At 69.0% G+C, this 21,337-nt stretch carries 15 protein-coding genes; 8 read left to right on the top strand and 7 right to left on the bottom strand.

Going from position 1 to position 21,337, the window contains the following annotated elements:
* Positions 1-99: 99 nt before the first annotated feature.
* Genes HUA75_RS39475 through HUA75_RS39465 form a run of 3 tightly spaced genes read left to right on the top strand, consistent with a single transcriptional unit; the run spans position 100 to position 3,655 of the window.
* Entirely contained in the window at positions 100-714 is a 615-nt protein-coding gene (locus HUA75_RS39475; RefSeq protein WP_174459327.1) for a deoxynucleoside kinase, read from the top strand.
* The gene (locus HUA75_RS39470; protein WP_141644017.1) at positions 714-1,886 is read left to right on the top strand and encodes a DUF2314 domain-containing protein; all 1,173 of its coding nucleotides are present in this window, start codon (positions 714-716) and stop codon (positions 1,884-1,886) included. The genes HUA75_RS39475 and HUA75_RS39470 overlap by 1 nt, the downstream gene beginning before the upstream one ends.
* Positions 1,887-1,939: 53 nt before the next feature.
* Positions 1,940-3,655, top strand: a complete 1,716-nt coding sequence (locus HUA75_RS39465; protein ID WP_174489403.1) for an FHA domain-containing protein — start codon at positions 1,940-1,942, stop codon at positions 3,653-3,655.
* Between the two features lie 13 nt (positions 3,656-3,668).
* Here the strand turns inward: HUA75_RS39465 and HUA75_RS39460 are convergent, their stop codons facing one another.
* Positions 3,669-4,577 carry a DMT family transporter gene (locus HUA75_RS39460; RefSeq protein WP_174468749.1) on the bottom strand — a complete coding sequence of 303 codons (909 nt, stop codon included), beginning with the start codon at positions 4,575-4,577 and terminating at the stop codon, positions 3,669-3,671.
* A gap of 99 nt (positions 4,578-4,676) precedes the next feature.
* On the opposite strand from HUA75_RS39460, the gene HUA75_RS39455 reads away from it, so the two are divergent.
* Positions 4,677-5,588 carry a pseudouridine-5'-phosphate glycosidase gene (locus tag HUA75_RS39455; RefSeq protein ID WP_141649362.1) on the top strand — a complete coding sequence of 304 codons (912 nt, stop codon included), beginning with the start codon at positions 4,677-4,679 and terminating at the stop codon, positions 5,586-5,588.
* Positions 5,589-5,660: 72 nt separating this feature from the next.
* On the opposite strand, the gene HUA75_RS39450 is transcribed toward HUA75_RS39455, so the two are convergent.
* Positions 5,661-6,146 (bottom strand): GAF domain-containing protein, encoded by a 486-nt coding sequence (locus HUA75_RS39450; RefSeq protein ID WP_141649361.1) that lies wholly within the window; start codon positions 6,144-6,146, stop codon positions 5,661-5,663.
* A 105-nt stretch (positions 6,147-6,251) separates the two neighbouring features.
* Between HUA75_RS39450 and HUA75_RS39445 the strand changes: the two genes are divergently transcribed.
* On the top strand, positions 6,252-6,995 hold the full coding sequence (locus tag HUA75_RS39445) for an NAD-dependent deacylase (protein ID WP_174459329.1): 744 nt from the start codon (positions 6,252-6,254) through the stop codon (positions 6,993-6,995).
* A 103-nt stretch (positions 6,996-7,098) separates the two neighbouring features.
* Here HUA75_RS39445 and HUA75_RS39440 read toward each other — a convergent pair whose 3' ends face one another.
* Positions 7,099-8,661, bottom strand: coding sequence for a protein kinase (locus tag HUA75_RS39440; protein ID WP_254628018.1), 1,563 nt, complete (start codon positions 8,659-8,661; stop codon positions 7,099-7,101).
* A 255-nt stretch (positions 8,662-8,916) separates the two neighbouring features.
* Between HUA75_RS39440 and abc-f the strand changes: the two genes are divergently transcribed.
* Positions 8,917-10,887, top strand: a complete 1,971-nt coding sequence (gene abc-f, locus HUA75_RS39435) for a ribosomal protection-like ABC-F family protein (protein ID WP_141649203.1) — start codon at positions 8,917-8,919, stop codon at positions 10,885-10,887.
* 69 nt (positions 10,888-10,956) lie between these two features.
* Here the strand turns inward: abc-f and HUA75_RS39430 are convergent, their stop codons facing one another.
* Together HUA75_RS39430 and HUA75_RS39425 are read right to left on the bottom strand one after the other, a co-directional pair.
* Positions 10,957-11,637, bottom strand: a complete 681-nt coding sequence (locus HUA75_RS39430; RefSeq protein ID WP_174489401.1) for a zf-TFIIB domain-containing protein — start codon at positions 11,635-11,637, stop codon at positions 10,957-10,959.
* A gap of 27 nt (positions 11,638-11,664) precedes the next feature.
* Entirely contained in the window at positions 11,665-13,908 is a 2,244-nt protein-coding gene (locus HUA75_RS39425; protein WP_174462020.1) for an ATP-binding protein, read from the bottom strand.
* Positions 13,909-14,015: 107 nt separating this feature from the next.
* Here HUA75_RS39425 and HUA75_RS39420 point away from each other — a divergent pair, with 107 nt between their 5' ends.
* Positions 14,016-16,454 (top strand): transglycosylase SLT domain-containing protein, encoded by a 2,439-nt coding sequence (locus HUA75_RS39420; RefSeq protein ID WP_174489400.1) that lies wholly within the window; start codon positions 14,016-14,018, stop codon positions 16,452-16,454.
* A gap of 110 nt (positions 16,455-16,564) precedes the next feature.
* Here HUA75_RS39420 and HUA75_RS39415 read toward each other — a convergent pair whose 3' ends face one another.
* Both HUA75_RS39415 and HUA75_RS39410 read right to left on the bottom strand, forming a co-directional pair.
* Positions 16,565-16,768 carry a cold-shock protein gene (locus HUA75_RS39415; RefSeq protein ID WP_141648572.1) on the bottom strand — a complete coding sequence of 68 codons (204 nt, stop codon included), beginning with the start codon at positions 16,766-16,768 and terminating at the stop codon, positions 16,565-16,567.
* A 99-nt stretch (positions 16,769-16,867) separates the two neighbouring features.
* On the bottom strand, positions 16,868-20,461 hold the full coding sequence (locus HUA75_RS39410) for a tandem-95 repeat protein (protein ID WP_174489399.1): 3,594 nt from the start codon (positions 20,459-20,461) through the stop codon (positions 16,868-16,870).
* Positions 20,462-20,661: 200 nt separating this feature from the next.
* Here HUA75_RS39410 and HUA75_RS39405 point away from each other — a divergent pair, with 200 nt between their 5' ends.
* The gene (locus HUA75_RS39405; protein WP_254628015.1) at positions 20,662-21,141 is read left to right on the top strand and encodes a VOC family protein; all 480 of its coding nucleotides are present in this window, start codon (positions 20,662-20,664) and stop codon (positions 21,139-21,141) included.
* The last annotated feature ends 196 nt before the right edge of the window (positions 21,142-21,337 follow it).

Raw genomic sequence — 21,337 nt, 5'->3', positions numbered from 1 at the left:
CGAGAGGGACGGCTCGGGGGCATGCACTTCTTCTACCACGAGCCTTCCTTACCTTGTTGCTGGTGCGCGCAGCTTGGCGGGGTTACAAGCAGGGGTGGCGTGGCCAGGAAAAAGTTTATCGCCATCGCGGGCAACATCGGCGCCGGGAAGACGGAGCTCACGTCGTTCCTCTGCCGGAAGTACGGGTTGACCCCGTCCTTCGAGCCCAATGACCAAAACCCCTACCTCGCGGACTTCTACAAGGACATGAAGACGTGGGCCTTCCGCTCACAGCTCTTCTTCCTGACGCATAAGTTCCGCCTCCACCGGGAGTTGGAGCGCACGCCCGGTACCGTGCTGCAGGACCGCACCCTCTACGAGGACGCGGAGATCTTCGCCAAGAACCTCCACCGCCAGCGGCTCATCGACAAGCGGGACTGGAAGACGTACTGCGAGCTCTACGAGACCATCTCCGAGTCGCTGCGTCCGCCCGACCTGATGATCTACCTGCGCTGCCCCGTGCAGACGCTGAAGGAGCGTATCGCCCTGCGCGGCCGCTCCATGGAGAAGGACATCCCCACCCGCTACCTCCAGCGCCTCAATGCCCTGTATGAGGAATGGTTCGGTGCCTACCGGTTGTCTCCAGTCCTGGTGCTGGCCACCGACAAGCTCGACTACCTGACCGACCTGGTGGACCGCGTGGACCTCTTTCAGCAAATCGAGAAGCACCTGTGATGGAGGTCTACCTCCTGGCGACCGAGCAAGAAGGGCCCGCACCGCTGGATGCCCTGCGAGCCTCGTTCGCGACGGACGAGGTGGAGTTCACGCCAGACGAGGACGGCCAGGGCTTCGTGCTCCGGGCGGACAGCTCGGAGGTGCATGTCCGGCTGACGGTGGGCCCCGAGGGCCTGCCCAAGTTCAACAAGGCCGCGTACAGCGGCAGTCCAGAGGCCTTCACGCGCCTGAGCAAGGCGAAGGCCTACTACCACCTGTCGCTGGAGCCGGGTGGGGCGCAGCCCACGCTGCCCGTGTTCGAGGCGCTGTGGGCCGTGCGCACCCTGCTGGAGCATGTGCCCGGGGTGCTCGTGGACCTGGCGGCCTTCAAGCTGCACGAGCCCGAGGACGTGGTGGAGATCACCGAGCTGGACTTCGACATCCGGGACCACGTCCACCTGCACGCGGTGGAGGTGACGGAGGGCGACACGCCGCTGTGGGTGCACTCGCACGGCATGGAGAAGTTCGGCGCCCGGGATTTGGAGATCTTCCACCTCGCGGAGCAGGACCTGCTGCCCGCGGAGAGCTTCCTGCACGAGCTGTGCACGGACCTGGCCTTCGGTCAGGGGCCCGCGCTGCGCTCCCAGGTGGGCACCAGCGAGGGGCAGGCGTTCATGGTGGTGCCCTCCGAGGAGGCGCGCGCCAACCTGCTGGGCGTGCCGCTGGAGACCTTCGAGGGGCATGAGGGCCTCTTCCTCACGGTGGTGTCCCCCCTGGGGCGCCACAACACGTCCCAGCTCCTGGCGCCGTACCGGGAGCGCTTCACCCAGGAGCCCGAGGAGCAGACGGAGTCCATGCGCCGTGAGGCCCAGGCGCTCTTGCCCTCCTTCCTCGCGCGCTTCCAGCGCCGGGGGCTGATGGAGCCGCTCACCTTCCTCGTCCGAGCCCCCTTCGACACCCACCCGGATGGAAACACGGTGGTGGAGAACCTCTGGCTGGAACTCATGGCCCGGGACGACGGCACCCTCGTCGGCAAGCTCGTGGATGGCGCGGTGCACACCACCGAGTGGCGCAAGGGCGCTCACGTCGAGGTCGAAGAGACCCAGGTCAACGCCCTGGCGCTCAGCCGCGAGGGCCGGGCCCTGGATGAAGGGGAGATCCGGACCCTGTTGAACGCCGAAAGGCCGATGTAGGGCGACACGGCGGCGCTTGCCCGCGTCCTCCGGGACGCTAGGCTCCGCGCCCCATGCCCGCACTCCTGCTGCTCACTGGCCCGTCCGCGGGGCGCCGCTTCGAGGTGCTCTCGGACATGGCCATTGGCCGCAGCCCGTCCTGCGAAATCCCCCTGCGCGATGACCAGGTCTCCCGCAAGCACGCCCAGCTGACCGTCCACGAGGGAGAGGTCCGACTGACGGACCTGGGCTCTCGCAACGGGACGCTGCTGAACGGCGCGCGCATCAGCGGCGAGGTGGTGCTGCATCCCGGAGACCGCGTCCGGGTGGGTTTGACGGTGGCCGTCTTCGAGCCGCCCCCGGTGACGCTCGTGGAGGGCGGGCCGACGTCACCTGGCCACGTCCCGATTGAAGAGGTGCTGCCTCACGTGGGCGCCGCCGCGGCGCTGTACTCGGCGGGCACGGCGCTGCTGGGGGCCACCAGCGAGGCCATGGTGTTGCGGCGACTGGCGGATGAAGTCGGTCGAGCCCTCAGCGCCGACCGGGCCGCGGCGCTGCTGGGAAGCAACACAGGGCTGCTGACCGCGGCGGTGTCGGGCGCGGAGTCCATGTCCGTGCCTCGCTCGCTGGCGCAGGTGGCGCTGGAGCGCAAGGAGCTGGTCCAGTCGGAGACGGAGATGTGCGCGCCGCTCGTGGCCTCCGGAGGGATGCCCTTCGGCGTGCTCTATGCGACGCGCTCGGACTCCTCGTTCACCGGTGGCGAGGGGCAACTGCTCGCGGCGCTCGGGCGGCTGGGGGGCGAGGCCTATACGGCGGTGCGCTCACGGATGGAGGCGGAGTCGCCCGCGCCCGTGCTCATCGGGACGTCCAGGCCGCTGCGCGCGCTGATGGACGGTGCTCGGCGGGCGGCGAACAGCGCCGCGCCCGTGGTGCTCCATGGCGAGTCCGGGACGGGCAAGACGATGTTGGGACGGGTCGTCCACGCTCGCTCGCCCCGGGCGTTGGAGCCGCTGGTGGTGGTGGACTGCCGTCAGCCCACGGAAGTCGTCGAGGAGGCCCTCTTCGGCCGCGCCAGCGCGCCTGGACAGCCTCCCGTGGCGTCCGCGTTGCTTCGCGCGGACCGGGGCTCGCTGCTGCTCCAGCACGTCGAGGCGCTGCCCCGGAGCGCCGCTGAGCGGCTGGCTCGACTGTTGGCTCGAAGGGTGGCGCCAGCGCGGCAGGGCGGCGAGGAGCCCGTGGACGTGCGGTTGCTCGTCACCGCGTCGGTTCCCGTGACACTGCTGGGAACCCACGGTGAGGTGGACGCGTCGCTCGCTCGGAGTTTGATGGGCTTCGAGCTGGAGGTGCCTCCCTTGCGCGAGCGCCGGGCGGACGTGCTGGTGTTGTTCGAGGGCTTCCTCGCGCGCGCCGCGCGCCGGGTGCGGCGGGAGCCTCCAGTGCTGGGCGCGGATGCCCGGCGCCTGCTGGCGGACTACCCATGGCCCCACAACGTACGGGAGCTGGAGTTGGTGGGGGAGCGGTTGGGGTTGCTCTACGCCGGGGGAAGGGTGGGGGCGCTGCAGCTTCCTCCAGAGGTCCAGCAGGGCGGCCCGGCCAGCGACTCCCAGACGCTCCAGTCTCGCGTGGGACGGCTGGAGCGCGACGCCATCGCCGAGGCTCTGCGAGAAGCCGGCGGCAAGAAGGTCCGGGCCGCCGCGTTGCTGGGCATCAGCCGCCCCACGCTGGACAAGAAGATCGAGGAGTACGGCCTCGCGGTGGAGCGGGGACGACGGGGGGAAGACGGGCGCTAGCCGCTCACCCGTGTCACTTCCCGCGACTGAGCACCACGCCGCCGATGATGAGCGCCGCGCCCAATCCCTGGAGCAGCGTGGGCCTCTCTCCACGAACGCCCCACGCGGTGAGCGCGGCCACGATGGGCACCCCCGTGTTGTAGAGCGACGCGCGTGCGCTGCCCACCTGCTGTACCGTGCGCCCCCAGATGAAGTAGCTGAGCACCAGCGGAATCAGCGCCGAATACACCACGCCCGCCCACGCACTGAAGCCGATGCTCCCCACGTCCAGCGCGAGCACCGCAGGCGCTCCCGCCAGCACCACTCCCGGAGCCCCCGCCAGCATGGTGATGGCGGTGATGCGCAGCGCCGACACCTCGTTGCCCAGCGAGCGAATGCCCACGGTGTAGATGGCCCAGCAGACGCAGGCCACCAGGATGAGCCCGTCTCCCAGCCGGGTGTCCGTGCCCAGCGACGGGCCACGTGCCGCCACCACCAGCAGCATTCCCATCACCGCCAGCGACATGCCCATCACCAGCGGACGGTTGAGCCGCTCGACTCCCAGCGCCGCGCCCAGGGCCGCCACCAGCACGGGCGTCACCGCCACCAGCATCCCGCTGTTGGCCGCCGTCGTGTTCGCCAGCCCCAGGATGAAGCTCAGCTGGTACGCCGTGTTGCCCACCAGGCCGAGCATCCCGAGCTTGAAGAGCACCCGCCACGGCAGCGGCTTCCACCCCTCCACCGCGAGCAGCAACACCGCCATGGCCACCGAGGCCACCGCGAAACGCACCGACATGAAGGCCAGGGGAGGAATCACCCCCAGGGCCTCCTTCACCACCGTGTAGTTGGTGCCCCAGACAACGACGACACCAAGGATGGCCAGGTCGGAGGCCGAGAAGGCGCGGGGCGGCGCAGCAGGGACACTGGCGGCGGATGTGGACACGTCGCGCGAGGGAATAAGACCCAGCGTCCTTTCGTGCAAGCCGACGTTTCCCCGCCGCTCGGCTTGTCCCCATGCCGCGCCGTGGCTTAAACGCGCGCCATGGACCTACGCTTTTCGGACGAGGTGCGTCGCGCCCTCGACTCGCGGCAGCCCGTCGTCGCCCTGGAGACGAGTGTGGTGGCCCAGGGACTTCCCTATCCGGACAACCTCGCCGCCGCCCGAGCCTGCGAGGAAGCCATTCGTCGCGCCGGTGCCGTGCCCGCCGCCACCGCCGTGGTGGACGGCGTGGTGTGCATCGGCCTGGAGGACGCGGCCCTGCGCCGACTCGCGGAGGGCAAGGAGCCCCTGCTGAAGCTCGGCTCGCGCGACCTGGCCATCGCCGTGGCCACCCGCGCCTCCGGTGGCACCACCGTCAGCGCCACGTGTGAGCTGGCCGCCGCGGCCGGCATCCGTGTCTTCTCCACGGGGGGCATCGGCGGCGTCCACCGGGGCGCCTCGGAGCACTGGGACATCTCCCAGGACATCGCCGCGCTGGCCCGCTTCCCCGTGGCAGTGGTGTGCGCGGGCGCGAAGTCCGTGCTCGACCTTCCCAAGACGATGGAGCTCCTGGAGACCGCGGGCGTGCCCGTCATCGGCGTGGGCACCCGCGAGCTGCCGTCCTTCCACAGCCGTGACTCCGGCATCACGCTGGAGCACAGCGTGAATGACGTGGCCACCGCCGCACGCATCGCTCGCGCCCGCTTCGAGACGCTGGGGCAGGGTGGGGTGCTCTACACCGTGCCGCCGCCGGAGGAGACCGCGCTGCCTCGCCATGAGGTCGAGCTGCAGATCGCCTCCGCGCTCGCCGAAGCCGAGCGCCAGGGCATCCGGGGCAAGGACGTGACGCCCTTCCTGCTGCGCGAGCTGGGCCAGCGCACGGGCGGCAAGACGCTCAAGGCCAACCTCGCGCTCCTCGTGAACAACGCCCGCTTCGCCGGTCAGCTCGCCGTGGCCTACGCACGCGGCGACTGAACCTGCTCCCTGGGGCGCGGGCGCTGTCTTCCCGCCGCGCCCTCGGGGGCCTTCGATGGATGCGCGGCGCGGCTACTGCTGGAACCAGCGCATCATCGTCTCGAGCTGCTGGCGGTCCACCTCGTCGAAGGTGGACTTGCTCGCGGAGTCGATGTCCAGCACCGCGAGCAGCTCGCGATTCTTCCCGTACACCGGCACCACGATTTCCGACGCGGAGCGCGCGTCGCAGGCGATGTGCCCCGGGAAGGCGTGCACGTCCGCCACCACCTGCGTCTCGCCCTTCGCCGCGGCGGCGCCGCAGACGCCCTGGCCGAACTTGATTTCGAGGCACCCCAGCGTGCCCTGGTAGGGGCCCACCCGGAGCAGCTTCCCCGGCGTCACCACCCGGTAGAAGCCCGTCCATAGGTGGCCAAAGGCGTGGTGAATCAGGCAGCTCATCGTCGCCATGCCCGCGATGGGGTCGTCGATGCCGGCGAGCGCTGCTTGAACGTGCTGCTGCAGTTCCTCGTAGGCCTGCGCCTTGGGAGCCGCGCGCAGGTCCAGGGTGATTTCCGCCATGATGGGGTCCTCGAGCCAGGTCTCCGCACCCGCCCGTCAGGGCCCGGCGCGGTCATCGTCGTCCCACGCTTCATATCCTGAATCCCACGCCGCACAGGAGGCACCGTGGAAACGCTCCTTCTCGATTCGAATACCTGGCTGCTCGTCCTCACCGGCGCGGGCGTCTCCGCCGAGAGCGGAGTCCCGACCTTCCGAGGAATGAACGGGCTCTGGGAGGACCAGCCCGTGGAGCAGGTGGCCTCGCCCGAGGGCTTCGCGAAGGATCCGCTGCGGGTGTGGCGCTTCTACTCCCAGCGGCGAGCAGGGGCCGCGGGCGTCTCGCCCAACCCCGGCCATGACGCGCTGGTTTCCTGGGAGCGTCACCTGGGCGACCGCTTCCTCCTGGCCACGCAGAACGTAGATGGGCTGCACTCACGTGCGGGCAGCCAGCGCGTGGTGGAGATGCACGGCAACCTCTTCAAGACGCGCTGTAGCAACGACGAGTGCAAGCGCGCACCCTTCGAGGACACCACCGTGTACGCGGCGGGCACGGTGCCCGGGTGCAAGGACTGCGGCAGCCTGCTGCGGCCCCACATCGTCTGGTTCGGCGAGTACCTGGACCCCGCGGACCTGGAGCGCATCCAGGACTTCTCGCTGCGCGCCGCCAGCTCCGGCGGGCGCTTCGTCTTCCTGGCCGCGGGCACCTCCGGCGCCGTCTACCCCGCCGCGGGCATGGTCGATCAGGTGCGCGGTGCGGGCGGGGAGACGTGGCTCGTCAACCTGGACCCCGCGGAGAACTCCCGTCGCTTCGAGCACTCCGTTCAGGGCAAGAGCGGTGAGGTGCTCCCGAAGCTGGGCCGACTCGTCTGAGTCCGCCGAATGGCGGGCACCGCGCTCCCGGGCAGCAATCCCGTGCCTGGGACGCGAGCCCCGCAGCATGACGGCTCCCGGTGCGCACGGGAGCCGGCCGGTGCTACTCGAAGACGTTGATATCCTGCCCGGTGTTGGCGGGCCGAGGCGGCTTCGGCTTGGGGGGCGTCGCGGCGCGAATGGGCTCGAGCGTCACGTCCACCGTCTGGCTGTCTCCGGCGACACGGCTGAAGTTGAGCGAGCGCTCCTCGGACTTGTGGTTCGCGAGGCGGAAGCTCAGTTGGTGGGACTTTTCTCGCGGCAGCATGAGCTCGATGGGCGTGGTGCCGATCTGCTCCTCGCCCTCGTAGATGGCGGCCCCGGACGGCGTCGAGTTGAACTTCACCCGAAGCGCCTGCGGTGTGGCATCGACCGGAGTCGTGGCCCCCGAGGGACTCGTCGGCCTGTCCCGAGGGACCTCGACGACCTGGGTCGCTGGCTGCTTGGAGCCACCCTGGCCTCCGCCCAGCACCACCGCCGCGCCGATGCCGAGCAGCACCAACGGCACCGCGACGAACGCGACCTTCTTGCCCGTGGACATGCCCTCCGGCTCGGGAGGGGGAGGCGGCGGGGTGGCCGCGGCCCGGCCCGGGGGCGGACGGACGCGGCTGGGTGACGAGCCACTTCCGCCCGGCGCTCCCGCCTGGCTGCGCGCGATGACGACGTTGGAAGGCGTGGAACCACGACCCGGTGACGCGCCGACGCGCGAGGAGCGCACGCCACTGCCGCTGCCGGCACCCGGACGTCCCGCGCGACTGCCGCTGGCCCGGCTGCCGCTCCCTCGCTCGTTGACGCCGGAGCTGGAGCCGCCGCTGGGCATCGCGTCGAACTGCTCGGCGCTGACGTCCGCCACCGAGTCCATCATCGCGTCGATGAGCTCCTGCGCGCTCTGGTAGCGGTCCTCCTTCTCAGGGGACAGGGCCTTGCGGAAGAAGGCATCCAGCGCGGCGGGGACCGGGGCGCCCTGGCGCTTGGAGTTGACCGCGGGCACCTGCTGCGTGAGTGACGCGGTGAGCGCCTTGCGCACGGTGTTCGCGCCGAACGGCGAGCTGCCCGTGAGGCAGAAGTAGAGCACGCCCGCCATGGAGTACAGGTCGGAGCGCTGGTCCACGGCCTCGCCACCGGCCTGCTCTGGCGGCATGTACTGCGGCGTGCCCAGCACCTGGCCGGTGGAGGTGAGCTGCTCCTCCTCCTCGGCTTCGAGCGCCTTGACCAGACCGAAGTCCAGCACCTTGACGAAGTCCCGCCCGCCCAGGTCCTGCACCATGATGTTGTGCGGCTTCAGGTCGCGGTGGACGCAACCTTCCTGGTGCGCGTGGGCGAGGCCCTGCGTGGCCTGCTCGATGAGGCTGGTGGCGCGGCGCAGGGACATGGGCCCCTCGCGCTTCACCACTTCCTTGAGGCTTTCGCCCTGGAGCAGCTCCATCACGTAGTAGCAGGTGCCGTCGGGCGCGCGGCCGAAGTCGAAGATGGTGATGACGTTGGGGTGGCGCAGGCGGCTGGCGATCTCCGCCTCTCGTCGGAAGCGCTCGAAGAACTGGGGCGCGGCGGCGAGCGACGGGTTGAGCGTCTTCACCGCAACGGGGCGCTGCACCGAGGTCTGCGTGGCGCGGAACACCATGCCCATGCCGCCCTGGCCGAGCACGCTCTCAATCTTGTAGCGGCCATCGAGCACCTGGCCGATGAGCTGGAGGCTCTGGCCTGAGCAGAGGTGGTCGACGCCGTCGGTGCTTCCGCAATGGGGACAGGGGGCAGCCATGTGGGGCCGGAGTATAGGCAGGCCCCGGGCAGGTCCGGAAAGGGGACGTTGGCCCCCACGGCCTCCAGACAGGCATCTGAGCCATTTCCCGAGGAGCCCAGGGCTGTTACATCCCCGGCCGCCATGAGCCTCGTCATCGCCCAGGACCTCAGCCTCTCCTATGGAAAGAAGGTCCTCTTCGACAGCGACAGCTTCACCCTCGGCCCCAAGGACCGTGTAGGCCTCGTCGGGGCCAACGGGACGGGGAAGAGCACCCTGATGAAAATCCTGGCGGGGGTCGCCCAGCCGGATTCAGGGTCCCTGACCTACCGTCGCCGGGCCCGCTGGGGGTATCTGCCCCAGGAAATCGCCGGGCTGCCGGAGGGCACGGTGGTGGAGGCGGTGATGAGTACCGTTCCGGGGCGCGACACCCTGGAGACCCGCCTCAAGGAGACCGAGGAGTCGCTCTCGGCGGCCACGGACGAGGAGGACCAGCTGGAGCTGGCCCAGTCCCTGGCGGACCTGCACGCGGAGCTGGACGACTTCGAGAACCGCTTCGGCCGGCACCACGCCGAGCGCATCCTCAAGGGCCTGGGCTTCAAGGACAACGACCTGGCCAAGCCCACCTCGGCGCTCTCGGGTGGCTGGCGGATGCGCGCGGCGCTGGCGGGACTGCTGCTCCAGGACCCTGACCTGTTGCTCCTCGACGAGCCGACCAACCACCTGGATGTCCCCACGCTCGCGTGGTTCGACGGCTTCCTGCGCCGCTCCAGCAAGGCGCTGGTGCTCATCTCCCACGACCGGGACTTCCTCAACCGGCAGATCAACCGCGTGGTGTCGCTGGAGCTCGAAGGCGTGCGCGAGTACGCCGGCAACTACGACGACTACAAGCGCCTGCGCGCCGAGGAGAAGGTGCTGCTCCAGGCCCGGGCGGAGAAGGTGGAGAACCGGCGCGCGGAGCTGCAGGGCTTCATCGACCGCTTCGGCGCGAAGGCCACCAAGGCCAAGCAGGCGCAGAGCCGCGCGAAGATGTTGGAGAAGCTGGAGAAGGTCCAGGTCCTGGAGGAGCGCTCGACGATGAAGTTCCGCTTCCCGGAAGTGGACCGGAGCGGACGCGACGTGGTGACGCTGGAGGGCATCACCAAGCGCTATGGCGCGCAGACCGTGTACGACGGCCTTTCGGGCCGGGTGGAGCGCGGCCAGCGCATCGCCGTGGTGGGGGCCAACGGCGCGGGCAAGACGACTCTTCTGCGGATGGTGGCGGGGGAGCTGGTGCCGGACTCGGGCACGGTGACCATCGGGCACAACGTGGTGGTGGGCTATTACGCGCAGCACCACGCGGACAAGCTGGACCGACAGAACACCATCATCGAGGAAGTGCGCCCGCTCGCGGCGGACAAGCCGGAGAGCTACGTGCGCGGCGTGCTCGGCGCCTTCCTCTTCAGCGGCGATGACGTGGAGAAGCCCATTGGCGTGCTCAGCGGTGGTGAGCGGGCTCGCGTGGCGCTGGCCAAGCTGCTGCTGGTGCCCTCCAACTTCCTGCTGATGGACGAGCCCACCAACCACCTGGACCTGGACTCGGCGGAGATGCTGATTGAAGCGCTGAAGCTGTACGGCGGCACGCTGCTGTTCGTCAGCCACAGCCGCAGCTTCATCAACGGGTTGTGCACCCAGGTCTGGGAGGTGGCGGACGGGAAGCTGACGCCACACCCGGGCAACCTGGACGACTACCTGTACCACCAGGAGCAGCAGCGACTGAAGGCGGAGGCCGCGGCGGGTGGCGCGAGCGCGGCCCGGGGCGACACTGCGTCCTCCGTGGCGATGACGGAGAAGGAGCGCAAGCGGCAGGAGGCCGAGGCGCGTCAGCGGCGCAGCGTGGTGGAGGGTCCGCTCAAGAAGGAGATCTCCAAGCTGGAGGAGCAGATCGCCAAGGTGGAGGCCGCGCAGAAGGAGCGCGAGGCGCAGCTCGCCGACCCCGTCCTCTACAACGACTTCGCTCGTGCCAAGCCGCTCATGGACGCGCACCGCGAGGGCAAGGACACGCTGGAAGACCTCTATGCGCGGTGGGAAGCCACGCAGGAGAAGCTGGCGCAGGCGACCGCGACCTTGAACTGAGGCGCGGTCCTCCGCCAGGCGCGCACGGGGCCGCTCTCCTGTGAGCGCGGGCCTCCGGCTCGTCTCGGCTCACTCCCCGAAGACGCGCCTGAACAGCCACAGCAGCGCGGGGCCGGTGGTGTCCCCCGTGTAACCCGCGGCCATGTTCCCGGTGTAGCCGGACAAAAGCGGGGTGCTCATCTCGGAGGAGGGCTCCGCCTTCGTCAGCTCCTCCGTGAAGGGCGCGGAGCCCTCGGGCGCGCAGCTTCCGCAGTACAGGGCTTCTTCCCAGACGAAGCCGTAGCGTGGCTTCACCTCGCGCTTGCACTCCGCGCACGCAGTCGCTCGCCCCAGCTTGAGCGTGGGCCGCACGTCCAGCGGTGAGTCGCGATACTGCGCCGCCGCTTGCTGGAGCTGTTGCAGCTCGCCCGGGTCCAATGCCACGCCCGCGCAGTCCGAGCACACTTCCACCGTGACGCCCAGAACCTGAACCACGGGCAGCGGCGCATGCCCGCACCGGGGACAGCTGGGCGCGGGTGTTCCACAGCTCGGACATTCGGGGACGTACTGGACCTTCGCCTGACAGCCCTTGCACACGCCCGGGTGTCCCTTCGCGCGGCGCACCAGCGCGTCCGACACCGAGCCTCCCATCACCTTCGTCAGCGCCTCGCCCTCGAACCAGACGGAGCCGCAGTGGCCACACTCCTCGCGGGGCAAGCCTCCCAGGAAGGTGGGCCGCATCGTCTCGTGGCAGAAGGGGCAGGCGCTCATGGCCAGACAGCCTAGCGCCAATCCCACTCAGCTTGCTCGGCGCCGCCGCTCGCGCTTGGGCCGGGGCTCCGGGGTCGACGGGGCAGGGGGCTCTCGCAGCTCCTCCGGCATGGGGAACGACTGGGAGATGCGCGTCGCGGGCGGCGGGGTGCCCGTGCCCTCCGCGACGAGCCCCTCCGCGGGCTTCTCCGCCGGCAATGCGGGCAGCCGGATGATGAACGTGGTGCCTTCGCTCGCCTTGCTCTGCACCGAAATGCTGCCGCCGTGGTTCTTCACGATGCGCTGGCAGATGGCGAGCCCCAGCCCCGTGCCCTTCTGCTTCGTCGTGAAGAAGGGCACGAAGATGTGCGGTTGCTGGTCAGATGGAATGCCCGGGCCGTTGTCGGACACGCGCACCTCCAGCACCTCGCCCCCCGCGTTGCGGAACTCGCCGAAGCGCTCCGGCTTCTCCGTGCGCACGGTGATTCGACCCTCGCGCGTGTCCAGCGCCTGCACTGCGTTCTGCACCAGGTTGATGAGCACCTGCTTGAGCTGCTCGGCGTCTCCATCCGCTCGGGGCAGGAGCAAGTCCAACTCCACCGCGAGCTGGACGTTCGCCGGCACGTCGTTCTGGATGAGGCGCATCGTCCGCGTCACGACTTCGTTCAAGTCCGTGGGCCCGAAGCTCTGCTTCATCGGCCGCGCGTAGTCGAGGAACGCCGTCACCACGCCGTTGAGCCGGTTGACCTCCTCGACGATGACCTCCAGGAACTCGCCGTCTTCACCCGGCAGCCGCATGGGGTCCAGACACTGCGCCGCGCCCTTGATGGCCCCCAGCGGATTGCGAATCTCGTGGGCGAGGCCGGCCGCCATCTCTCCCAGCGCCGCCAGTCGATCTCTCTCTCGAATCTTCTCGTACAGCTTCGAGTTCTCCAGCACCGTCGCCAGCTTCTCCGCCACCTCCAGGATGAGGGCAATCTCATCGGACGCGTACGCCTCCGGCACCCGCTCGTCCCAGAGATTCAGGAAGCCGATGACCCGGTCATTGCCCACCATCGGCACGCTGATGCCAGCCTTCATCTGCACCAGCGCCGCGCGCGTGTCGTTCAGCCGCTTGAGCTCGTCGCGGTAGCGCCGTCCCTCCACCGACTGGAGTCGCATCGTCGCGCCACGCCGCTCCACGTTCTCCAGCAGTACCGCCTTCTGCCCGCTGGCCACCGCGAACAACAGGCCGCGCGCCGCCGCCGTATCCAGGAACGACACCGGCAACGGCCCCCGCGAATCCAACAGCCGATACCCCGGCCGGTCCTCCGCGAGCAGATACACCGACGCGTGCGTCACGCGGCCCGTCTCGTGGAGCGTGTCGAGCACCAGTCGCGCCAGCTCGGAGATGTCGATGACGTTCGCCATCCGCGCCCGCAACATCCCCAGCGCGTCCAGCAACGCGAAGCGCTCGCGGAAGAAGATGCGCACCACCATCTCCTCCACCTTCGTGCGCAGCGGGTCCAACAGGATGAGGATGACGAACGCCGCCACCACCGTGTTGAAGACGAACAGCCCCGTGTCCTCGTCCACCCACGCCGTCAGCACGGTGAAGACGGCCGCGAGGATGACCGCCAGCACCGTCTGCGAGGCGATCTTCCCCAACAGCTCATGCAGGTCCATCAGCCGCAGTCGCAACAGCGTCTGCGCGAGGAAGAACAGGTACAGCGTGGTGAAGACGGGCCCGAGCGTCGGCAGCGGAATGACGGTGCCCAGGAAGTCGAGTGCCGAGAACAGGATGCCCGCGGCCGCGCCGATGGCGAGGTACATCAGCCTCAGTTGCTCGATGCGGGACTCGTTGGTCCGGACCCGGTGGAGCAGCAACGACACCGAAGCGAGCAGGGAGCCGAGCACCCAGACGCCCATGGCCACGCGAGCCCACACCTTGTCGGCCAGGGGGGTGACGGCCACCGCCAGGCCCAGGAAGACCGACAGGAGGGCGAGCCGGCGGCCGACCTGGTGTGTTCCCTTGCTGACATCCAAGAACTCGAGGAAGAACCCCACGGCCGCGCCTGGAACGAGCGAGGCGACGAGCACGGTGATGCCCAGGGTGATGCGTGCCGCCCAGGGGTAGGTCGCCGCGGGAAAGAGGCTGTGGAAGAAGAACGAGAGGTAGTACCCGGCCACCGTCAGGGCGAAGACGGAGTACAGGGTGAGGACCTTCGGCCGGGCCGGGCGCAACAACATGGACACGCCCAGGGCCAGGCCGATGATGGATGCCAGCAGAGCGCTCTGAGTCCGGATGTCCATGGGCGTGCGGACAGTCTAACCTGTGTCCACCTCCGGAAATTTTCCATGCACTCCCGGTTGTCATGGGGCGAGCCCGCGCCCACCTCCCAGGGTCCCCAGCCCCGCGTATGAAGCCCTTCCTGCCCAAGCTCGCCGTCGTCGCCTCCGCGCTCCTCTTGTCCGCGCAGGCTCCCGCACCCCAGGTCTCCACCCCCGCCGAGACGGAGGCCGCGCCGGCTCCCGCCCCCCAGGCGTCGAGCCCCACCGTGACGGAGGCCCCCTCGTCCCATACGGAGAACGCCCCTTCCGAGGCCCAGCTCTCTCCGCGTCCGGACGCGGAGAAGACGCAGCTGCCCGAGGGCTTCGTGGAGGTCCTCAACCCGGCCTTCCCCAACGCCGCGCCCCCCGCGCCCGTCGTCCACCGGGGCCGCCGCTATGCCCTGGAGGACCTGGCGCCGTACTTCGGCGAGGGCAAGAAGCAGGAGGCCCGGGCGGCCTTCGACAAGGGCCAGTACAGCCGAGCCCGCGAGCTGCTGAAGGACGAGGGCACCACGCCTCCGGTGCGCTACCTGCGCGCGCTGGCCGCGCTGCGCTCTGGAGACGAGGAGACCGCCGCGAAGGAGCTGGCCGCGCTGGCGCCGGACTACCCCGCGCTCCAAGACCGGTGCCTCACGCACGCGGGCGTGGCGCTGGAGGGACTGCGCCGCTTCGACGAGGCCGCCGTGCTGCTGGCCCAGGTGTCACCAGAGTCCCGGCTGTACGTGGACGCCCGGCTGGCGCTGTCGCGGGTGCTGCGCAAGAAGAAGGACGCGGCGGGGGCCATGGCCGCGCTGGAGCCGCTCACGTCGCGTGCCGCGCCCAGCTGGGGGCGCAACGTGGGCGCCGAGGCGCTGATGGCCATCGCCGACATCGCGGCGGAGAAGAAGGACCGCGCCGCCGAGCGCGCCGCGCTGTGGCGCCTGTGGGGCGCGCATCCGCTGTCCGCGCTGGCGATGCAGGCGGAGAAGCGCCTCAAGGGACAGGCGTCGCCGGTGGAGGCCAAGGTCGCTCGCGGTGAAGCGCTGGTGGAGCTGCACCGCAACAAGCAGGGCCTGACACAACTGGAGCCCATGCTGGCGCAGTTGAAGCTGCCGGAGCCGCTCGCGTGCCGTGCGCACTTCGCCTACGGCAAGGGCATGCGCAAGGAGCGCCAGCACACGCGCGCCATCCAGATTCTGTCGCAGGTGGTGGAGAAGTGTGAGGACCGGGACCTGCTGGCGCGGGCGCTGTATGTGCTGGGCTCGTCGCGCTCGATTGTCGACTCGGCGCGCGGGACGGACACGTACGAGCGACTGGCGCGCGAGTTCCCGGACCACAGCTTCGCGGACGACGCGTTGTTCTACGCGGCGGACCTGTACGTGAAGACGGACCGCCCCAAGGAGGCGATGGCTCGGCTGGACGAGCTGGCGCGGCTGTATCCGCAGGGGGACTTCCTGGGCGAGGCGCTGTTCAAGGCGTATTGGATCGCACGCACCAGCAAGGTGGAGGACGCGGGCCTGTCCTTCCTGGACCGCATCGAGCAGCGCTTCGCGCAGGCGGACGAGAGCTACGACGTGGAGCGCGCGCGGTACTGGCGGGCGCGCACGTTCCAGGACCAGGGCAACATCCAGGGCGCGGCGGAGCTGTTCGAGAAGATCGCGGTGGAGCACCCCGCGACCTACTACGGGCTGATGGCGCGCTCGCAGTTGTCCACGGTGGACCCGGCGCGGCTGGAGCGCATCTCCCCGGACATCTTCGCGGTGCCCGACGCGGCCAGTCCGTGGCCGTTGTTCGCGGGGCCGGTGGGCGAGGACCCGCACTTCCGCGCGGGCATCGAGCTGCTGCGGCTCGGGTTCCCGGAGGCCGTGTCATCGGAGCTGCTCGCGGTGAGCCGGACGAACCAGCCCGCGGAGGCCATCCGCCTGCTGGTGCTGGTGCTGCACGAGGCCGGTGACGAGCGCGCCGCGCACGCGGTGGCCCGGCTGGCGCTGCGCAAGGACTTGAGCGGCCGCATCACCCGCGAGACGCGCGTGGTGTGGGAAGTCGCGTATCCCAACGCGTTCCGCGAGCTCATCGAGAAGCACACGGCCGTGTCGGGCGTGGAGGCGGATCTGCTCCAGGCGCTGATGCGCGAGGAGAGCGCGTTGGATCCGAAGGCACTGTCCTGGGCCGGAGCGCTGGGCCTCACCCAGCTCATGCCGTCCACCGCGAAGGGCGTGGCGAGGGAGCTGAAGCTCAAGCGCTTCACGGTGGAGCAGTTGCTCCAGCCTGACCTCAACATCCGCATGGGGGCGCACTACCTGGGCGGACTGCTCAAGAAGTTCGGCGGACACACGCCGTACGCGGTGGGCAGCTACAACGCCGGCCCGGGCGCGGTGAACCGCTGGCGCTCGGACAAGCCGGACCTGCCGCTGGATGCGTGGGTGGAGGAGATCCCCATCTCCGAGACGCGCGGCTACATCAAGCGCGTGCTGCGCTCGTACAACACCTACCAGCTCCTCTACGGCCGGGCGCCCAAGCTGCCTGTCATCAAGAGCGCCGCGCGCTGAGCGGTGGCCGGGAAGCCACCTTCGAGCGCGGGAGGACGGCCTGCGAGCAGCCGAGGGCAGGACTGTTCCCCCGGCCATGGATCGGCTTCCTCCGTTGAGGTACGTCCTCCCTAAATCGGCCGGATGTTCTGCGCGTTCATTCCCTTGGGCCCCCTCGTCACCTCGAACTCGACCCGCTGGTTCTCCTGGAGAGACCTGAAGCCGTCCGCGTTGATGGCGGAGTGATGTGCGAACACGTCCTCGCCTCCGTCATCCGGGGTGATGAAGCCAAAACCCTTGGCATCGTTGAACCACTTCACGGTTCCCGTCGTCATACTGCCGTCCTCGTGTGCCATTCCTGGGGATGTCCAGGTGATTGGTAATGAAATAGGGATGGGCGGGAAGGATTGCCCCAGACCTGGAGCAGGGCGTGCTCAGGCTCGCATGCTCTGCGAGGGACGGCTCACGATGACCTTCGAGCAGCGGACGCGCGGTTGCCGCCGTGCAAGCAGGCACAGGGCGACGAGCGCCAGGAGCAACGGCGTCACGGAGCCTGGAGCGGCGCCGCAGCCGAGAGCCCCCAGTCGGGGCTCGGAGTCGATGGAATAAGCCGCGGACTTCTCCACCTGGATGCGCATCGTCCCTGTCGAAGCCAGTCCCGCGGCGTCGGTGACGGTGAAGACGAGTGACACCTCTCCCTCGAAGTCAGGCGCCGCCTCGTACGTCATCGAGGGAGCCTCGCCGGACAGCTCGCCTGAAGCGGGGCGCGCGCTCACCGAGTAGGTCAGTGCGTCCTGGTCCGCATCCCGGGCATCGAGTACCACCGCGCGTCGCTCGCCAGCCTTCATCGTGAGCCGCGCGTTGCTCGCGATGGGGGCATGATTCACGGGCGTGATGTGCAGCGTCACCGTCGCGAAGGTGGTGTGCTCCTCATCGCTGACCGCGAACGTGAAGGAGTCCTCGCGCGATGCGCCCGCCCTGGGCCGGTACACGACATGGGGCAACGTGCCCGTGAGTTCTCCCTGCGACGGGCCTTCGCTCAACTCGAAGGTGATGATGTCTCCGTCCACGTCGCGGCCTTCCAGCTCCAGCTCAACCGGTCCCTCCGCGGACACGGTGACCTCGCGAGAAATGGCCACGGGGGCGTCGTTGACGGGTTTGACGGAGAGGAGCACCTGGGCGGAGGTCGACTCGGTCACCCCATCACTCACGCGAAACGTGAGGTGGTCCTCGCCGTGGAAGTCGGGGTGGGGCGTATAGACGAGGTTGGGGGTCGTGCCCGAGAGCCGGCCGTGGCGGGGCAGCTCCACCAGCGAGTACTTCAGCGTGTCTTTGTCAGCGGCCAGGCTCTCCAGAATGAGCTCGACGGAGGTGTCTTCCGTGAGCACTTCCGAGCGATCAAACGCCATGGGGTCAATCTGCTCGGATTTCGGGAACCACATCCCCGGCCGCCCATGCTCATCCTCAAGGCCGCTCGTCACATAGACATAGCCTTCCTCTCCCTGGATGTCCGCAGGGGGCGTATCGGTGACGATGTTCACAAGGTCGTCGTCGGCCACGTCCTGTGCCGGATATTCGATGGCAACCTCGGGAGCTGACGGGTGCGGAATGCACATCTTGGCGTTGGAGCCTCCGGACGGCCCTCGTGCCGGAGCCACTGCGAGGGGCGCGGCGTCGTAGTCCACCGTGCGCGCGTGGACCCGGAGCGCGGCGTAGGGCGGTCCGACGAAGCGCTGGTAGGCGAGCAGGAAGCGGCTGGCCCCGACGGACGTCGCGCTCGGGAGTTGATACTCGAGCGCCAGCGAGCCCAACTCGACGGGGGTGTCGACCGTCCCGCTCGCTGAGTCGATCCTCGCGCCGAGCAAAAGGTTCGCCGTACTGTCGCCCGGCGCGGGCGAGAGCCAGTACACGAGTGTGGAGGTGCCGGTCGACGCCACCTGGGCCTGCCCCCAGAATGGCACCTCCTGCCCTGGTGACGAGAGCAGCCATGGCTCCGGGTCCACCACCATTCCCTCTGTGTCCACGCGGAGCGCGCGGACGTTTCCTCCCTCCGTCCACGCGATGACGTGGTTCGTCCCGTCGAAGGCGATGGATGGCTTTTCGGGCGTCAGCTCGCTCTGCCGAACCAGGATGCGGCCCGGCGCGAGGACGGTGCCGGCCCTGCTCACGCGGACCGCCTCCAGTCGTCGGAGCACGCCGCTGCTGGAGGGACGGACCTCCCAGACGACGAGGAAGTTCGTTCCGTCGAACGAGACCGCCGGGTAGGACTCCGGGTCCCCACCGCCCAGGTCGATGCCCAGTGGATCGAGCACGACATCCGTGGGGCTCACGCGCGCTCCCCGGGCGATATCTCCGAAGCCAGACGACACCGGCGGCTCATCCCAGACGGCGAAGCAATCACCCCCACCACAGGCGAGTCGGGGTGCGTCGAGGAAGGACCGATGGGCGTGGATGGGGAACTCACGTCGCAGGGGGACTCCGCTCGCGGAGATGCGACGGCCATGGAGTCTGGGTGTCTCGATGCCCGTTCGGGTGTCGCGCCACACGACCAGGTAGTTCGTCCCATCAAAGGCGACGGCGGGTTCACCCTGATCGCCGGCCGTCTGGGAGATGACAAAACCTCCCGGCGTCAGCTCCACGCCCTCCACGCTCAGCAGGGTGCCGTAGAGGTCCGTCCCCTGGGGAAACGGGCGCTGCTCCATCCAGACCAGCAGGGTGCGAGTGCCATCCGAGGCCACCGCGGGCTCCTCCTGGCGGTTGGTGGACGTGCTGACCAACAGGCTCTCGGCGAGCACCGTGCCCGTGTTGCTCACCCGCGTCGCACGGATGTCCTCCTTGTCTTCGCCCTTCCCCCCATACCAGGTGATGAAGAACTCAGTTCCTGTTGACGCCATCCCACTGGGAGACGCAGTGAAGTTCCTGCGGTTCGCTACGAGCACCCGTCCGTTGGGATCCAGCACACCCCCGGAGGTCGTGATGCGCGCGCCATGGATGCCGCCGTAGCGCACGCCGTCGACGTATCGCATGTCATGCCATGCGACCAGGAAGTGCGTGCCATTGAAGGCCACGCTGGCCATGGATTGATGCGCGAAGTTCGTGTGGATGATGAAGGTCCCCAGGACGAGGCCCTCGGGGCTCACCCGTGCCCCAAGAATGTCCCGATTGAAGTCGAGCGGGGTGATCTGGTCCTCCCAGACGACGAGGTGATTCTGTCCGTCGAAAGCGACGACCGGGAGGACGGGGAAGATGGCATTGGGAGGACTGATGACGAACGACCCCAGGCTCGTGCCCTCCACCGAGACACGCGTCCCCTGAACGAGATTGCCGCGCGTGGAGACGACGAGGAAGTGGGTGCCACCCCAGGAGACCGTCGGCTCCCTGCCTTCACCCAGCTCCAGGCCCATGATGTCGAGCACGGCGCCCGAGGACGAGAGCCGTGTCCCTCGGAGCATGGGGCCCAGGTCGGGGGCGTATTCGCTCCAGGTGACCAGGTACTGGCTGCCCGAGAACGCCACGGTGGGCTTCCCATACACGCTTCCCGGGGCTGCACTGGCGAGTCGTCTGGGTGCGGGCTCCACCAGTTGGCCCTCCGACGTGACATGTGCGCCCAGGATGAGGTCACCTGCTTCACCCGGCCGCGTCGCATGCCAGACGACGAAGAAGTTCGTCCCCTCGAAGAGCACATGAGGGGTGGTGCTCTTGTCCGCGATGGGGCTGATGAGGACTCCCACCGGGTCCAGCACCTCTCCCGTCGGACTCACGCGGGCCGCGTAGATGCGCCCGCTTGAGCCGCCGTGCCGGTAGTCGGTCCACACCACCAGGTGGTGCGTTCCATTCCAGGCCACGGCTCCGTCGAACTGGTGGTCGCTCGCGGGGCCCATCGTCACGGCGCCGACCAGGGTTTCGAAGGAGAGCCCTGGTGCGAGGAAGGCCGGGCGGGAGTCCGCCCACGCGGGCGTCACGGCCGCGATGCAGAGAAACGCGGCGAGGCAGGCGAAGCCTCGCGGGCTCATTCGAAGAGACGACATGTGGACCTCGGGGAGCGCGGAGTCGGGACCGGCGAGCCGCCAGTGGATCGGCGGCGGACAGGGTCAGCAGACTCCCTGAGGCGTGATTCCCGCATCACGGAACCATCATGGGTTCCTCACACGGGGTGCATTTCTTCCAATCCCCCCGCGTGCCGGATGGGCAGACTGTGGATATCCACCCTTGAACCAGGAGGTTCGTGATGAAGCCAGACACCACGGTTGCCATGAAGAAGGACGTGTCCCCGCAGCCTCGGTTGGGCATCCAGCTCGTGATGAAGAACGCGACCGCCGCGCTCACGTTCTATTCCCAGGTCTTCGGCGCCGAGGAGCGGATGCGGCTGGTGGAGCCCTCCGGTCGCCTGGGCCATGCCGAGATGCTCCTGGGCGGAGTGGTGCTGTCCATCGCGGATGAGTATCCGGAGTACGGAATCGTCGGGCCGCAGAGTCGGGGAGGGGCGACGAGCCTGCTCAACCTCTCGGTCGACGACGTGGACGCCATGGCCCAACGGGCCATCGCCGCCGGAGCCGTGCTGGAGCGTCCCATCAAGGACGAGTTCTACGGCGACCGCGTGGCCCACATCCAGGACCCGTTCGGCCACCGCTGGTCGCTCTCCATGCGCATCGAAGAGATGTCTCCGGAGGAGATGCAGCGGCGCTTCCTGAAGATGGTGGGAGGCTGAGCGGCCCGCGCGGGCGTTCGAACCGGCCCGCGCGGCCTGTTCGTCCCGCTAGCCCCAATGCCGTTCACTTTAGAGGACCTAACAAAAGTCAGGGCTGGGGTGGCCACCGACGAAGGGCATCCCCAGCTTGAGTGCATGGTCCGCGAACTCGTTCCCGACGCCTTCTGGCAGCGTGTGGCGCCGCTGCTGCCTCCGC

Origin of the sequence: Myxococcus sp. CA040A (genome assembly GCF_013336725.1) — a bacterium.
Classification (GTDB): domain Bacteria; phylum Myxococcota; class Myxococcia; order Myxococcales; family Myxococcaceae; genus Myxococcus; species Myxococcus llanfairpwllgwyngyllgogerychwyrndrobwllllantysiliogogogochensis.
Note: the sequence above shows the minus strand (reverse complement) of the source record. Positions and strands in the feature narration are given on the sequence as shown.